We start from the raw sequence: 14,121 nt of genomic DNA on the forward strand, positions 1-14,121 counted from the left end.
ATGACCACCATGCCCATATTGGATATTCAAAATTTAACCATTGCCTTTCAACAAAACGGGCAACAGCGCGTAGTGGTCGAAAATTTGTCATTAAGCATCGCTAAAGGTGAAACGCTGGCGCTGGTCGGGGAATCCGGCTCAGGTAAAAGCGTGACTGCATTGTCTGTTTTACGATTACTACCTTCTCCTCCGGTCGTCTATACCTCCGGTGATATTTTGTTTAACGGTGAGTCACTGCTTAACGCTGACGAGAAGATCCTGCGCCAGCATCGGGGAAACAGTATTTCGATGATATTTCAGGAACCGATGGTTTCTCTTAATCCTCTGCATCAAATTGAAAAACAGCTGTCAGAAGTTTTAATTATTCATCGGGGAATGCGAAAAGAGGCCGCCAGAGGTGAAATCCTCGACGTATTAGATCGCGTCGGCTTACGGGATGCCCAAAAGCGACTCAATGCTTATCCGCATCAACTCTCTGGCGGCGAACGCCAGCGTGTAATGATTGCTATGGCTATTCTGACTAAACCTAGCCTGTTGATTGCCGATGAGCCAACAACGGCCCTGGACGTATCAGTACAGGCCCAGATCCTCACCTTACTAAAAGAACTCAAGCAAGAGATGAATATGAGTCTGCTGTTTATTACTCATAATCTGAATATTGTTCGCAAATTGGCGGATAACGTTGCGGTAATGTGCCAAGGAAAATGCGTTGAACAAAATCAACGCGACAGACTCTTTAACCAGCCTCAGCATCCGTACACACAAAAACTACTCGACTCAGAACCCTCCGGACGGGCAATTCCATTAGCTGAAAGCAGTGGGAATTTGCTGGAGATTAAAAATCTGAGCATTGGTTTTCCGATATCTGGTGGGTTTCTTAAACCTAAATCCGTACGGCAGGCCGTTAATAAGATTAGCTTTAGCATCCGTAAGGGCGAAAGCCTGGGACTGGTCGGTGAATCAGGCTCGGGAAAAAGCACGACCGGATTAGCCTTGTTGCGTTTACTTAAATCTCAGGGAGAAATAGTGTTTGACGGACAACCGCTGCAAACCCTGAATATGCGGCAAATGCTGCCTTATCGTAGCCGGATACAGATCGTCTTTCAGGATCCCTTCTCCGCCTTGAATCCGAGGCTGACCGTGAGCCAAATTATTGCCGAAGGTCTGGAGGTTCATCAGTCCTTGACCAAGGAACAACGGGAAACGCAGGTTATTAATACCATGATTGAGGTCGGACTAGACCCGGATACCCGACATCGCTACCCGACAGAATTTTCCGGAGGCCAGCGACAACGAATTTCCATCGCCAGAGCACTAATTCTACATCCTGAATTATTGATACTGGATGAGCCAACATCATCACTGGATCGCACAGTACAGGCGCAAATTCTGGCATTGCTTAAAAAACTACAGCAACAGCACCAGTTAACCTATCTGTTTATCAGCCATGACCTTCAGGTTATCCGTTCTCTGTGCCATAAAATAGTGGTCATGCGTAACGGTGAAATTGTTGAGCAAGGAGACTGTGAAACCGTCTTCAACGCCCCTCAACACACTTATACACAAAACCTATTGGCAAACTCTCATTAAAGCAGTTCAACTTATTGCATGTTGCCAGTGGATGGCTGGATTAAAACATACGGAAAAACGGAAGAAATGATACAGAAGTACGTCAGGCCTGAGAGGAAGGTTTAGCCGGTATATACTCAGCAATAGCGATGCCCAAATTCTTTAGGCAACATATCGCAATCGCTTCATTTTGAGAGTTAACAAACAGACAAGGCTCTCCGTCAACGTCAATTACGCTGTTTTCAATATCGAACCCCTTTAAATATTGGCTAATTTTATGCATAACCTGGCGCGAATGTGGCCCGGAATAGCCCAATAGCTTTAAGCCAATGAGATTATCTCTCTCACTTTCTTCATTAATAATTTCTGGCAGGGCTGCCGGCTCGACCTTGGTGCCTGTCGAACCGGCATACCAATGGTAAAACTGAGGCAATCGCTGGAGAACCGACAACTTCATAGTTAATCACTCAATATAATAAAGGATATGAAAACAATTTTTTCACAAATTAATCACATCGTAAAGCATATCAGGACTTATTACCTATTTTTAATGTAAAAGAGCCATAATTGTGGCTTAAATAACAAAATACGCTCAATTTTTAGGTCAATAAGAAGGAATAACCGATGGATTAAAATGGGAGATAACTTAATGATATAACTTATCTATAGCTTTTAAGTTATTAATAGTTTTTGCCGTGATAGAAAATTTGGTGATTGGAGATGATAAAACAGATTAAAGTAATAAAACCCCACAGAGTCACCGCTCTGTCAGGGCTTAAATAGGGCATTTTTTAAGATTTAGTTAAATTAATGTGTACTTTTTTTGGTTGAGCACCAATAGAAATAAACCGCGGCGATAACACAAAAAGCCATTGATGAAATCATTGGCCATGCCGTCTGAGATGTCACTAAAGCTAATAAACCACCAACGATTGCCCCGACGCCGAAACGCAGCGTTCCAGCCAATGAGGCAGCGGTACCGGCCATATGAGGAAAGTCTTCCAGAATAACCGCCATAGCATTAGACGAGATCATCGAGATGCAGCCCATATAGCCTGCAACACCCACAACCAAAGACCAAAAGCCCAGCCCCATCACCTGAGAAACAACCAACCATATTCCCATCAGAAACTGAACCGTTAAGCCTAATCGCAGCATTTTAACCGCCCCTTTGCGGCGAACATAACGACTATTGATGGTCGTCATCACAAATAGGCAAACAATATTCAGTGCAAAATAATAACCAAAATCCTGTGGTGATACGCCATTAAGGCCGATATAGACAAACGGACCGGCACTTAAAAAGGAGAACATTCCGGCAAATGAAAATGCGCTGGACAGCATATAGCTGATAACCCGGCGATGACGGAACAGTGACACAAAGTTGTGCAGGGTGGTCATTAAATTGAATTTTTGACGATTCTCTTTGTGCAAAGTTTCCGGAATACAAAACTTCACTAAAATCACTGCCAACAATGCCGTGGCGCTTAATACCCAGAAAATAGAGTGCCAGCTAAACCACTTAAGTAAAATGCCGCCGATAATCGGGGCCATTAGCGGTGCAATCGTCATCACTAACGTGACGAAGGACATCATACGGGAGAACTCTTCTTTGCTAAACATATCCCGCATAAGTGCACTGATCACCACGCTGGCTGATGCTGCCGCCAGGCCGTGCAGAAAGCGCAATAAAATAAGCTGATCGATATCTTTAACTAAAGCGCAACCGGCCGCCGCTATGGCAAAAAGCAATACGCCGCCGACAATAACTGGCTTACGGCCAATGCTGTCAGCCATGGGGCCATAAAAGAGCTGGCCAATAGCAAAACCAATAATATAAGCGCTGAGCGTTAGCTGAACCATTCCATCACTGACATTAAAATCAAGTGCGATGGCCGGCATGGCCGGTAAATACATATCGATAGATAACGGCATCAGCATAGACAGCAAGCCTAAAATAAAGACTAGCCATTTGCGGGACACACCCGGAGGCATACTGGTTATGCTCTCAACTGGTTTCGATATCAAAAAAGATCTCCTGACACCCGAAGGCATCGATTATTAGGTGGCAATAATTTATTGTCAGATACTCTGTTTGGCTTACTGAGGTAACAGATTCGACAGCCAACAAAGATACAGCTTAAAGCATGGCGGATATTAGGCGTTTACTTTGTTAAACCTATGCTATCAATCTCTTGCTGAGTTAGTGCCCGGTATTCACCCGGTTCCAGATCTAAGTCTAATTCAATTTTGCCAATACGCTCACGGTGCAGAGCAACAACGTGATTTCCAACGGCGGCAAACATGCGTTTAACCTGGTGATAACGACCTTCCGTTATGGTTAATCGGACTAAAGACTCTTCAATTTTTTCCAATACCGCCGGCTTAGTCAGCTCTTTTTCACCATGCAGTTGAACGCCGGCGGTGAACTGTGCTGCCGTATCATCGGCTAAAGGCTGATCCAGAGTGACTAAATACGTTTTCTCACAATGATGGCGCGGAGAAGTCACACGATGAGACCATTGCCCGTCATCAGTCAGTAATACCAGCCCGGTAGTGTCCATATCTAAACGACCGGCGGCGTGAAGTTTTTCAGCCATCGGCTCATCCATAAAATAGAGGATGGTCGGGTTAATCGGATCATCAGTAGAACAAACATAGCCTTCCGGCTTATTTAACATGTAATAGCGAGGGCCAAAAATCTGTTTGAGCGGATTACCTTCATAGGCAACTTCATCATCAGGCTGAAGCTTATAAGATCCACTTTTCACCACCTCGCCACCGATGGTCACTCTGTTTGCCCTTAACTCACGAAGAATCAGCGCCCGGCTAATTCCCAACTGCTGTGATAAAAACTTATCCAAACGCATTACGCTATTACCCGAAAATTAAATAATCTAATGAACAAAAATTGATGGCGCAGTATACCCTATGCGGGATTGCCAGCCTATAAAGACTCGCTCTGATTCGTCAGTAAAGGCATAATAAGCGTCTGTCATTCGCACCTATTCACCGAGGTTCTCAAAATGTCATCAATCCACGGTCACCAAGTTTTAGAAATGATGATTACCTCAGACCAGCCTTACTCAACGGCCAGTCTGATTGACGCTATCACCCAGCGTTTTGGTCCAGATGCCCGCTTCCACACCTGTTCCGCCCAGGATTTAACCGCCGCCGCGCTGGTTGATTTCCTCGCTGCTAAAGGAAAATTTATTCCAACGGACGACGGCTTTACTACCAGCACCAGTAAAATCTGCCAGCATTAATGGCATTTACGCTTCGCCCCTATCAGCAAGAAGCCGTTGAGGCCACGCTAAACTATTTCCGTCACCATCAGGAACCGGCAGTGATTGTGTTGCCTACCGGTGCGGGAAAAAGTCTGGTAATTGCCGAGTTGGCCAGAGTAGCGCGTGGCAAAGTCTTAGTATTAGCCCACGTTAAAGAGCTGGTGGCGCAAAACCATGCTAAATATCGCGCCTATGATTTAGCAGCCGATATTTTTTCTGCCGGCCTCCAGAAAAAACAGAGCTCCGCTAAAGTGGTGTTCGGCAGCATTCAGTCGGTTGCCCGTAATCTTGATGCCTTCAATGATAAATTTTCGCTGCTGATCATCGATGAATGCCATCGTATCAGCGATGACAGCGAAAGCCAGTACCAACAGATTATTCAGCACCTGCGTAATCAAAACCCTAAACTTTGCCTGCTCGGTCTGACAGCAACGCCCTATCGCTTAGGCAAAGGCTGGATATACCAATATCACTATCACGGCATGATTCGCGGTGATAGCGACTGCCTGTTCCGCGATTGTATTTATGAACTACCGCTGCGGTATATGATAAAACACCATTTTCTGGTCCCTCCTGAACGGCTGGATATGCCTATCGTTCAATATGATTTCAGTCGTATTGAAGCCGGTAGTAACGGGCTATTCAGGGAAGTAGATCTTAATCGTGAAATTAAACAGCAGCAGCGAATTACACCACACATTGTCAGCCAGATTATTGAATATGCCCAAAGCCGTAAAGGAGTCATGATCTTTGCGGCCACGGTGGAACACGCCAAAGAAGTCTATGGCCTGCTTCCTGAAGGTAAAGCCGCATTTATCAGCGCTGAAACACCGGGGGATGAACGAGACAGGCTAATTGAAGAATTCAAACAACAGCAGTTGCAGTACTTGGTTAACGTCGCGGTATTAACTACCGGTTTTGATGCACCTCACGTGGATTTGATTGCCATACTCCGCCCTACCGAGTCCGTTAGCCTGTATCAACAAATTGTCGGTCGCGGATTACGCCTATCGCCGGGTAAAGAAGACTGCCTGATTCTTGACTATGCGGGTAACCCCCACGATCTGTTTACGCCGGAAATCGGTTCAACCAAGCCTAAAGGTGATAATCAGCCGGTTCAGGTCTTTTGCCCGGCCTGCGGCTTTGCGAATATGTTCTGGGGAAAAACCAATGAGTCAGGACAGGTGATTGAACATTTTGGCCGCCGCTGCCAAGGCATTTTGGATGACGATGAAGGAAACCGCGAGCAGTGTGACTACCGTTTTCGCTTTAAGATTTGCCCGCACTGCGGCGCTGAAAATGATATTGCAGCCCGACGCTGCCACCAGTGTCATGAGGTTTTAGTCGATCCTGATGATATGCTAAAAGATGCGTTAAAGCTCAAGAACGCCAGAGTCTTACGCTGTAGCGGTATGCAGCTTAAAAAAGGTCAGGATGACAAAGGGGAATGGCTCAGCATCACATACTATGACGAAGACGGCGCCGATGTTAGCGAAAGATTCCGGTTAAAAACCCCCGCTCAGCGTACTGCATTTTTGCAGTTATTTATTCGCCCCCACCTAACTGCGCCGGGCGTAGCGTTTAACTGGAACACCGCCTCAGACGTGATACGTCAGCAAGCGCTATTACGCCATCCGGATTTCGTTATCGCCTACCTGCGCGGTGAGTTTTGGCGCGTCCGTGAAAAGATGTTCGACTATCAGGGCCGCTATCGTCGGGCTAATGAACTGCGCGGATGACGGTTTTATTTGCCGTGGGTCGCTAATTCCGTTAGAATCCCGCCCGCTTTGACTTTTGTTAATCCGCAAGTAAAGCAGATTTACTCAACTCGCAGCTGGGTCGCCTGTTGCGGGATTTAACATTCTTTAAGAGAAAAGAAAATGTTTACTATTAATGCTGAAGTACGTACCGAGCAGGGAAAGAGTGCGAGCCGCCGCCTGCGTCATGCTAATAAGTTCCCGGCTATCGTTTATGGCGGAACTGAGAAGCCAGTAGCTATCGCTCTGGATCAAGATTCTATTATGAATCTGCAAGCTAAACCTGGTTTTTACGAAGAAGTTCTGACTCTTGTTATTGAAGGCAAAGAAGTCAAAGTGAAAGCTAAGGCTGCACAGCGTCACCCGTTCAAACCAAAATTAACTCATTTAGACTTCATTCGCGCTTAATTGCACGATGAGTGAGTTCTGCTGATTTATCTCAGCAGTGAACGAAAAAAACGCCGTTTATACGGCGTTTTTTTATTGCTCTGATCCAGTGCTTACTTATCACCACCGCTCAGGCGGCGCTGTAGCTGGTCGCGTAAATTTGGCGGTAGACCTTTTATGGTCAATGAGTCGGTTGACGGATCCCAAAATACCCGTTCGCCGAACAACAGAGCATCAAAGCTCAGCGTAATGCCGCCACCGCTGCCTGAAAATTTGGTCAACTGGCGTAAGGTTCCGCGATCCGCAGGAAAATGGTCTTCCAGCTCATAGCCGTTATCATTGGTAAACTGCTGGAAATCTTTCTCCCCCACCGGCGGTAATTCACGGGCTAAATCTTCAATCGCAATCTCTTCACCAGACTGCAACTGGCCGTTACAGTAGGTATACACCTGCTGACGATAAGACTGGCGCTCATTTTTATTTAACTGCCCTTCTGCGCAATAATCGTCAACGGCCTGAAGCAGGCCACGGTTTTGAGCTTTGGTATCCAGACCTTCGCTGGCGGCCAAGAAATCCATAAAGAAATCAGAGACCTTTCTGCCAACCCGCCCACGAAGAAATGTTAAGTAACGGGAAGATTCAGGATTAGTTTCCCATTCAGTTAAATCAATCCGCGCGACAATATCAGCCCGGTCGATATCCAGATAATGGGTTGAAGTGATATCTAATTGATCGTTAACCAACATGCTATTGCAGCTGTTTAAAACGGCAATCAGCAGGTATTCAACGGCTAAATAACGATATTGACAAAAAACAACGATACCGCCTTCGGCAAAAGGATATTTAGCTAATTCGTCCCTCAAGCGACCGGTGCTGTCACGGGTAAAATCCAAAAAGCTTTGTTCGCCTTTACGGCAGTTTTTTAGCGCTTCAGCCAACGGGCTCTCTGCGTTAAATAAACCGTAAGCTTTACTTTTTCCGCTGTAAACACGATGTAATTCAGCCACCATATCTTCGGTAGCCTGATTATTACTTAATGGCGAATCACGCAATATCACATCAAGCGTCTGCTCACCGCGCTTAATTAACTGGTGTAAAACGATCTGGTCAAGATCCAGACTCATAGAAACTCCTCTTCGCGCACTAAATCTACGCCGCATTGAACCATCTGACTTTTAACGGATTGCATCATAGTATGTCAGACCCGTTAGCTCTATTAAAATATTAGCCAATTGACCTTCCAGTTTCGCATCCGATAAGCTGATGAGCTATATATTCTCTAGTGCCCCATTTTATTGACTGCTTAACAGCCCTTCAAGCCACGGTATGCTACGGTATGCGCACAACTGGAAGATTTTATGTATAAACTACAGAAAATAACCGATTGTTACGGTAAGATAGATACCCTTAAATTGACTAATACGCACAATAAGCACATACCTATGCCACAAGCTTCCCGTTACAGTGATGAACAAGTAGAAAAATTATTGACTGAGCTGGTCAATGTTTTGGAAAAAAACAAGACGCCAACAGACCTATCGCTGATGCTATTAGGAAATATGATAACAAATTTAATCAATACCAGCATTGCGCCTGCCAAACGGCCCGTCATTGTTCGCTCTTTTATCGAAGCTCTGCAGGCCTCGATAAAAGATGATAAAGCCCATTAATTTTGTTTATCTGAAAGCATATATGGTAACCAACCGTCAGCTGTATAAAGAGAAAGTCTCCCAGATGATTAGCTGGGGGCATTGGTTTGCTCTCTTTAATATCATATTCAGCCTGGTACTGAGCAGTCGCTATTTATTTATAGCCGACTGGCCTTCAACGCTGGCGGGCCGTATCTATGCTTTAGTCAGTTGGATTGGTCACTTTAGCTTTCTCACTTTTGCCGTCTATTTGCTCATCTTGTTCCCTCTCACCTTTATCATTATGTCCCAGCGACTAATGAGGGTGATTTCGGCCATTTTAGCCACGGCTGGCCTAACCTTACTGGTTATTGATACCGAAGTATTCTTCCGCTTCAGACTGCATCTAAATCCCACAGTCTGGGGGCTGCTGATTAATCCTGAAGAAAGTGAACTTGCTCGCGACTGGCAGTTATTGTTTATCAGTATCCCGGTTATCTTCTTAATTGAGATGCTGTTTGCCACATGGAGCTGGCAAAAGCTGCGTAGCCTTAACCGGCAAAAATTTGGTAAACCGTTAGCGGGTTTATTTATTACCGCGTTTATTGCCACCCACTTTACCTATATTTGGGCTGACGCCAACTTCTATCGCCCGATTACCATGCAACGGGCTAATTTACCGCTATCTTACCCGATGACCGCTCGTCGTTTTCTGGAGAAACATGGTCTATTGGATGCCCAAGCTTATCAAGATAAGGTGATCCAACAGGGTAGCCCTGAAGCTGTCGAAGTTGAATATCCGTTGGCTAAGCTCACCTATCAGGATGATAAGACCGGTTATAATCTGCTGCTGATTGTTGTCGATGGTATACGTGATCAAAGCATGCATGACGATATGCCAAACCTAGCCAAAATGGGTGCTGATAACGTTGAGTTCATCAATCACTACAGTACGGGCAATCAACATGACACTGGTTTATTCGGGCTGTTTTATGGTATTTCACCTACCTATATTGACGGCATTTTAGCCGGTAAAAAGTCATCGGCATTAATTACCGCACTAAGCCAACAAAACTATCAGTTTGGCCTGTTTTCAGCATCGGGATTCAACACCCCGCTCTATCGTCAGGCGTTACTTTCAGACTTCTCGCTGCCACAGCCAATAGCTCAGAGTAACAGTGCAACCACCGAGCAGTGGCAGAACTGGTTGGAAACCCGGACAGAGAAAGCACCTTGGTTCTCATACATCCAGTACAGTAACAGCGATATTAAAAAGATTAACGGTAGCAAAGCCCCGGCTGATTTTATTAATCGCTATCAGACATCAGCCAAAGATATTGACCAACAAATCGCTGACGTGATGGAAACCCTCAAGCAGCGTAATTTATTAGACAACACCGTGGTGATCGTCACCGCTTCTCATGGCGTTGAATTTAACGATGCTAAACGCGGAGATTGGGGAAGTGGCCAGAACTATAGTCGTTTCCAGCTACAGGTTCCGTTAGTCGTTCATTGGCCGGGTACACCGCCTCAAAGAATTGACAAGCTAACCGGTCATGAAGACGTTATGAGAACGCTGATGCAGCGTCTCTTACATGTGAAAAACCCGACTAGCAGTTACTCTCGCGGTGAAGACTTATTTGCTGAGCAACGCCGCTATCAGTGGGTTACTGCCGGTGATGCTCGTCAGCTAGTCGTCATTACGCCTGAGCAGACTATTTTAATCGGTACAGACGGCCGCTATAAAACTTACGATGTTAATTTCCAGCGTCAGGAAAATGAAAAACCTAGCCTTGCATTACTGCTGCAGGTGTTGACTGATGTTAAACGATTTATCGCTAACTGATTAAAATTAAAGCGATCGCCAGTTAGCTACTTGAAATTATCATAAGACAAGGTAGTATAAATCCTGCGTTTCGGCACGTAGCGCAGCCTGGTAGCGCACCGTCATGGGGTGTCGGGGGTCGGAGGTTCAAATCCTCTCGTGCCGACCAAATAACTCTAGATAAACCAACCTGTTACGGTTGGTTTTTTCTTTAGGTAAATACCCCAATGGTGAAGTGACATGGTTTTGTTAGCGTCCATCCCCGCACAAATGGCCTAATTCCTGCCGTAGAACACTTTCAACTCATCGCTAGCTTTATCAAACATTGTCATTCCAGAACCTGGTAAATTGGGTTCATATTGTATGATCCGACCATTAATCACGACTGTAACTGATTGACCTCTTGAGTACACTTGCTGGATCTGTTCCATCACTACTTTGATTTGAGCGGCTCTTTCGCACAGCCGCTGGAGTTGTTGTTTGACGTCCTGATCAGTTTTCTAAAAATCACATTTGCATAGAAATCACACCAGATTAGTGTTCTATTATGGGGCAGCACAAAGATCAGCTATTCTTCAAGGATGGAACCACATGCTTTCAGCAATCCAGCTCTCACCCGCACAGGCATTTGATTTTCTACTCAATGTCGCCACAACCAGACCAGTATTCTTATGGGGGGCGCCGGGGATCGGTAAAAGTGCGTTGATTCGGCGTTTTTCCAGTGAAGTGGGTATGGAGTGTGTATCACTACTTGGTAGCCAGCTTGCTCCTGAAGATTTGATGGGTATCCCACAAATCGATGGCCAGTGCTCGCGGTTCTTTCCTCCGGCCAATATTGTTCGCAGTGAACCCTTTGTTTTGTTCCTTGATGAACTTAACGCTTCATCTCATGAAATCCAAAAAGCATTCTACTCCCTCATTCTTGAACAGCGCGTTGGTGAATATCACTTACCCAAAGGGACTATTGTTATTGGTGCCGGAAACAGGGCTAAAGACGCTGCGATTGTTAAACCAATGCCTTCAGCGCTGATTAACCGTATGGTACATATTCATCTGCGGGCAGATCATCGGCAGTGGCTGGACTGGGCAATTAATGAATCCGGCATTCATCCATGGGTGGTTGAATATATTCAGTTACGTCCCGACCAACTCTGGAATGAACCCCCTAAGCATGAAGAGCCTTTCTCTACTCCGCGTAGCTGGCATATGCTGTCTGACGCACTGTACTCCGTTGGTGAGAATATCGGTGACGAAATGCTTGAGGCACTGATTTATGGGCTTCTTTCTCCCGCTCACGCAGGAGGGTTTAAAGGCTTTATCAAGCAAATTCGCCAGAAGTTTACCGTCGTTTCAATTATTAAAGGTGATTTGAATTGGCCGGAAGAACCGAGCGATCGTGACATTCTCTATTTTCTTGCCCACTCTTTCCGGGCTCATCTCTATAAAGAGCTACCCGCAGAAGAAAATAGCCTGAAAGCAGAACACCGGCAGCTTGCCATTCAGGCTAAAGACCGGTTGAAATCACTGGCGCGTATTAGCGTAGAGATTGCACAGTCTGTGATGGGAGAAGATGACCAAGGCCGTAAACTCCCCGCTTGGTTTTTGCTAGAGGTTGCCCGCGATCTTCCAAGGCTGGCGGTTCGCTAATGAGTAAAGCAAAGTCGCATAAGAATCCGGCACTGGAAGCCTGTCAGGAAGGCATCGAATACATTAAAAACCATCGGCTATTCAGCCCAATATGGGGAAGAGTGAGCGATCGCTTTGACCATGACGGACGATATGTCTCTTCTAAGGCCTGGTTGATAATTTCGCCAAATGGCGATCTTTGGATTAATCCCCGGCGCCGTGCCACCGCACCACAATGGGCCAGAATGATAGCCCAAGCGCTGGTTACATTAGGGTTCGGTTTGATACAACAGCGTTCACCACAAATGCTGTGGGAACTCGCCGCACTCAGTGTGGTTAATCAATTTTGCGATGAACTCAAAATCGGCCCTTTACCGGATGAGTTGCAGAACTGGCCGTTTCCAGAGCAGCTCAGCAACGATGCCGAAGTGGTATTTCGTGAATGGGTAGCAGACGGCTGCCCGGAAGAGCTCAATCGGTGGCATCGTATTTGGTGTGGTGGCTCAGATTCATGGTTTTATCAGCTAAACCAGCCGCATCGAGGCTGGGGACAGCCTACAGACTGGAAGGCCCTATTTGTTGAAGGAATTACGCAAAGCGTCCAGTTGGCATTGGAAATTGCCGGTGGTCATGTGGCCACAAATGCACGCCCTAAAGTTCTCACTATTGCGCAAAAAGCCCGTCGTCAGCTGATGGACTATTTCCCGCTACTTGGTGCGTTGGCGGCCAGCTTTGATATTGAAGAAAATATCTCACTGTGTAGCCAGTACGATATTCGCGTAGCCGCCATTGACGTTGGTGCGCAAAAGATCTGGATGAACCCCGCAGCCGGACTTAATCAGGCCGAGTGCCTGTTTGTATTCGCTCATGAATTGCTCCATGCCGGTTTGAACCACGCCTCCCGCAGGCGCGGTCGCGATCCGTTTTTATGGAACGTTGCCTGTGATTTTTCTATTAACGGTTGGCTCATTGAAATGCAGGTTGGTACCCCTCCTTCACTAGGACTTTTGCACGACCCACAGTTTGCCAACGCCTCCAGCGAGGAAATTTATGACAGCCTAGCTCAGGACGTACGCCGTGCCAGAAAGTTGATAACCCTGCGCGGAAACGTTGGCGAAGGCGATATTCTGGGAGATGGTGAAGGGTCGATTTTCACCAATGCGGAAACCTGGTGCCGTCGAGCGCTGAATCAAGGATTAGAGCGCTGTTTATATGGCTCATTGCGCGGCACCATGCCTGCCGGATTAATTGAAGAGATTCGCAGCCTTTCTCAGCCGCCTATTCCATGGGATGTTCGTCTTGCAGAGTGGTTTAATGAACACTTCCCACCGCCGGAACGTCATCGCAGCTACGCACACCCTTCCCGGCGTCAGTCTGCTACGCCAAAAATTCCGCGCCCTTCTCTGACTAAACCTTCTGAAGATCTGCGTATGTCCCGTGTCTTTGGTGTGGTGTTAGATACTTCCGGATCGATGGATCCTCAGTTACTGGGAAAAGCGTTAGGGGCAATCGCCAGCTATGCGTTGGCACACGATGTTTCGATGGTGCGCTTAGTGTGTTGCGATGCTCAGGCTTACGATCGCGGCTGGGTTGAACCGGAACAATTGCTCTATCGCTTCACGCTTCAAGGCCGGGGTGGCACAATATTACAGCCCGGCATCGACCTGCTTGCCGGACTCTCAAAGCGAGGGGAGTTCCCGCTTGTCGGGCCGGTACTGATTATTACTGATGGCTTTTGTGAGAATCAGGTGAATATCCCGATGGAGCATGCCTGGCTACTACCTGAGGGGCGGAGTTTACCGTTTGTCCCCCGAGGTGAACAGTTCAGGGTACAATGAGAGATAAAAGAGTGGCAACCCGCAAGTGTTAAAAGTTCTGAGTCATTTCAGCCAAAAAACATCCGTTGAATACGTTACTAATTTCATGCCCTCACCTTCGGTCTCTCAAGAAACATAGATATTTTTCGTCAGGACCTTGAAACAGTAATCAAATCAGTAACCATATATATATTTTTTGTATATACCATGAACTATCTAATTGAA

At 46.3% G+C, this 14,121-nt stretch carries 12 protein-coding genes and 1 tRNA gene; 9 read left to right on the forward strand and 4 right to left on the reverse strand.

The window, feature by feature from the left end; genetic code table 11:
* Entirely contained in the window at nucleotides 1–1,590 is a 1,590-nt protein-coding gene (yejF, locus tag YWE_RS0108455) for a microcin C ABC transporter ATP-binding protein YejF (protein WP_029094127.1), read from the forward strand.
* A gap of 82 nt (nucleotides 1,591–1,672) precedes the next feature.
* Here yejF and YWE_RS0108460 read toward each other — a convergent pair whose 3' ends face one another.
* The 3 genes from YWE_RS0108460 to rsuA form a co-directional block, all read right to left on the reverse strand.
* Entirely contained in the window at nucleotides 1,673–2,026 is a 354-nt protein-coding gene (locus YWE_RS0108460; protein WP_029094128.1) for a YejG family protein, read from the reverse strand.
* 350 nt (nucleotides 2,027–2,376) lie between these two features.
* Nucleotides 2,377–3,564 (reverse strand): Bcr/CflA family multidrug efflux MFS transporter, encoded by a 1,188-nt coding sequence (locus YWE_RS0108465; RefSeq protein ID WP_029094129.1) that lies wholly within the window; start codon nucleotides 3,562–3,564, stop codon nucleotides 2,377–2,379.
* Between the two features lie 170 nt (nucleotides 3,565–3,734).
* Nucleotides 3,735–4,439 carry a 16S rRNA pseudouridine(516) synthase RsuA gene (gene rsuA / locus YWE_RS0108470; RefSeq protein WP_029094130.1) on the reverse strand — a complete coding sequence of 235 codons (705 nt, stop codon included), beginning with the start codon at nucleotides 4,437–4,439 and terminating at the stop codon, nucleotides 3,735–3,737.
* Nucleotides 4,440–4,595: 156 nt separating this feature from the next.
* Here rsuA and YWE_RS0108475 point away from each other — a divergent pair, with 156 nt between their 5' ends.
* The 3 genes from YWE_RS0108475 to rplY all read left to right on the forward strand — a co-directional run bounded on the left by YWE_RS0108475 (nucleotide 4,596) and on the right by rplY (nucleotide 7,021).
* Nucleotides 4,596–4,835, forward strand: coding sequence for a YecH family metal-binding protein (locus tag YWE_RS0108475; RefSeq protein ID WP_029094131.1), 240 nt, complete (start codon nucleotides 4,596–4,598; stop codon nucleotides 4,833–4,835).
* Nucleotides 4,835–6,595 carry a DNA repair helicase RadD gene (radD, locus tag YWE_RS0108480; RefSeq protein WP_029094132.1) on the forward strand — a complete coding sequence of 587 codons (1,761 nt, stop codon included), beginning with the start codon at nucleotides 4,835–4,837 and terminating at the stop codon, nucleotides 6,593–6,595. Before YWE_RS0108475 ends, radD begins: the two co-directional genes overlap by 1 nt.
* A 141-nt stretch (nucleotides 6,596–6,736) precedes the next feature.
* Nucleotides 6,737–7,021, forward strand: a complete 285-nt coding sequence (rplY, locus tag YWE_RS0108485; protein WP_029094133.1) for a 50S ribosomal protein L25 — start codon at nucleotides 6,737–6,739, stop codon at nucleotides 7,019–7,021.
* A gap of 92 nt (nucleotides 7,022–7,113) precedes the next feature.
* Here rplY and yejK read toward each other — a convergent pair whose 3' ends face one another.
* Nucleotides 7,114–8,124: a nucleoid-associated protein YejK gene (gene yejK / locus YWE_RS0108490; protein WP_029094134.1), complete on the reverse strand. Its 1,011-nt coding sequence runs from the start codon at nucleotides 8,122–8,124 to the stop codon at nucleotides 7,114–7,116.
* Nucleotides 8,125–8,442: 318 nt separating this feature from the next.
* Here yejK and YWE_RS0108495 point away from each other — a divergent pair, with 318 nt between their 5' ends.
* The 5 genes from YWE_RS0108495 (at nucleotide 8,443) to YWE_RS0108515 (ending at nucleotide 13,917) form a co-directional block, all read left to right on the forward strand.
* Complete coding sequence (locus YWE_RS0108495) at nucleotides 8,443–8,670, forward strand: YejL family protein (RefSeq protein WP_029094135.1); 228 nt, start codon at nucleotides 8,443–8,445, stop codon at nucleotides 8,668–8,670.
* Nucleotides 8,671–8,692: 22 nt separating this feature from the next.
* Nucleotides 8,693–10,474 carry an LPS biosynthesis-modulating metalloenzyme YejM gene (gene yejM, locus YWE_RS0108500; RefSeq protein ID WP_029094136.1) on the forward strand — a complete coding sequence of 594 codons (1,782 nt, stop codon included), beginning with the start codon at nucleotides 8,693–8,695 and terminating at the stop codon, nucleotides 10,472–10,474.
* 71 nt (nucleotides 10,475–10,545) lie between these two features.
* Nucleotides 10,546–10,622, forward strand: a tRNA-Pro gene (locus tag YWE_RS0108505).
* Between the two features lie 422 nt (nucleotides 10,623–11,044).
* Nucleotides 11,045–12,100, forward strand: a complete 1,056-nt coding sequence (locus YWE_RS0108510) for an AAA family ATPase (protein WP_029094137.1) — start codon at nucleotides 11,045–11,047, stop codon at nucleotides 12,098–12,100.
* Nucleotides 12,100–13,917, forward strand: coding sequence for a vWA domain-containing protein (locus YWE_RS0108515; RefSeq protein WP_029094138.1), 1,818 nt, complete (start codon nucleotides 12,100–12,102; stop codon nucleotides 13,915–13,917). The genes YWE_RS0108510 and YWE_RS0108515 overlap by 1 nt, the downstream gene beginning before the upstream one ends.
* Nucleotides 13,918–14,121: the final 204 nt, after the last annotated feature.

The sequence above is a fragment of the Budvicia aquatica DSM 5075 = ATCC 35567 genome (assembly GCF_000427805.1).
GTDB classification, from domain to species: Bacteria; Pseudomonadota; Gammaproteobacteria; order Enterobacterales; family Enterobacteriaceae; genus Budvicia; species Budvicia aquatica.

Excerpts from the sequence above, each read along its gene's own strand:
- YWE_RS0108510 (WP_029094137.1), top strand. The coding sequence starts at position 11,045 with ATGCTTTCAGCAATCCAGCTCTCACCCGCACAGGCATTTGATTTTCTA.
- YWE_RS0108460 (WP_029094128.1), bottom strand. The coding sequence starts at position 2,026 with ATGAAGTTGTCGGTTCTCCAGCGATTGCCTCAGTTTTACCATTGGTAT.
- yejK (WP_029094134.1), bottom strand. The coding sequence starts at position 8,124 with ATGAGTCTGGATCTTGACCAGATCGTTTTACACCAGTTAATTAAGCGC.
- yejF (WP_029094127.1), top strand. The coding sequence starts at position 1 with ATGACCACCATGCCCATATTGGATATTCAAAATTTAACCATTGCCTTT.
- YWE_RS0108475 (WP_029094131.1), top strand. The coding sequence starts at position 4,596 with ATGTCATCAATCCACGGTCACCAAGTTTTAGAAATGATGATTACCTCA.
- yejM (WP_029094136.1), top strand. The coding sequence starts at position 8,693 with ATGGTAACCAACCGTCAGCTGTATAAAGAGAAAGTCTCCCAGATGATT.
- radD (WP_029094132.1), top strand. The coding sequence starts at position 4,835 with ATGGCATTTACGCTTCGCCCCTATCAGCAAGAAGCCGTTGAGGCCACG.
- YWE_RS0108515 (WP_029094138.1), top strand. The coding sequence starts at position 12,100 with ATGAGTAAAGCAAAGTCGCATAAGAATCCGGCACTGGAAGCCTGTCAG.
- rplY (WP_029094133.1), top strand. The coding sequence starts at position 6,737 with ATGTTTACTATTAATGCTGAAGTACGTACCGAGCAGGGAAAGAGTGCG.
- YWE_RS0108465 (WP_029094129.1), bottom strand. The coding sequence starts at position 3,564 with ATGCCTCCGGGTGTGTCCCGCAAATGGCTAGTCTTTATTTTAGGCTTG.
- YWE_RS0108495 (WP_029094135.1), top strand. The coding sequence starts at position 8,443 with ATGCCACAAGCTTCCCGTTACAGTGATGAACAAGTAGAAAAATTATTG.
- rsuA (WP_029094130.1), bottom strand. The coding sequence starts at position 4,439 with ATGCGTTTGGATAAGTTTTTATCACAGCAGTTGGGAATTAGCCGGGCG.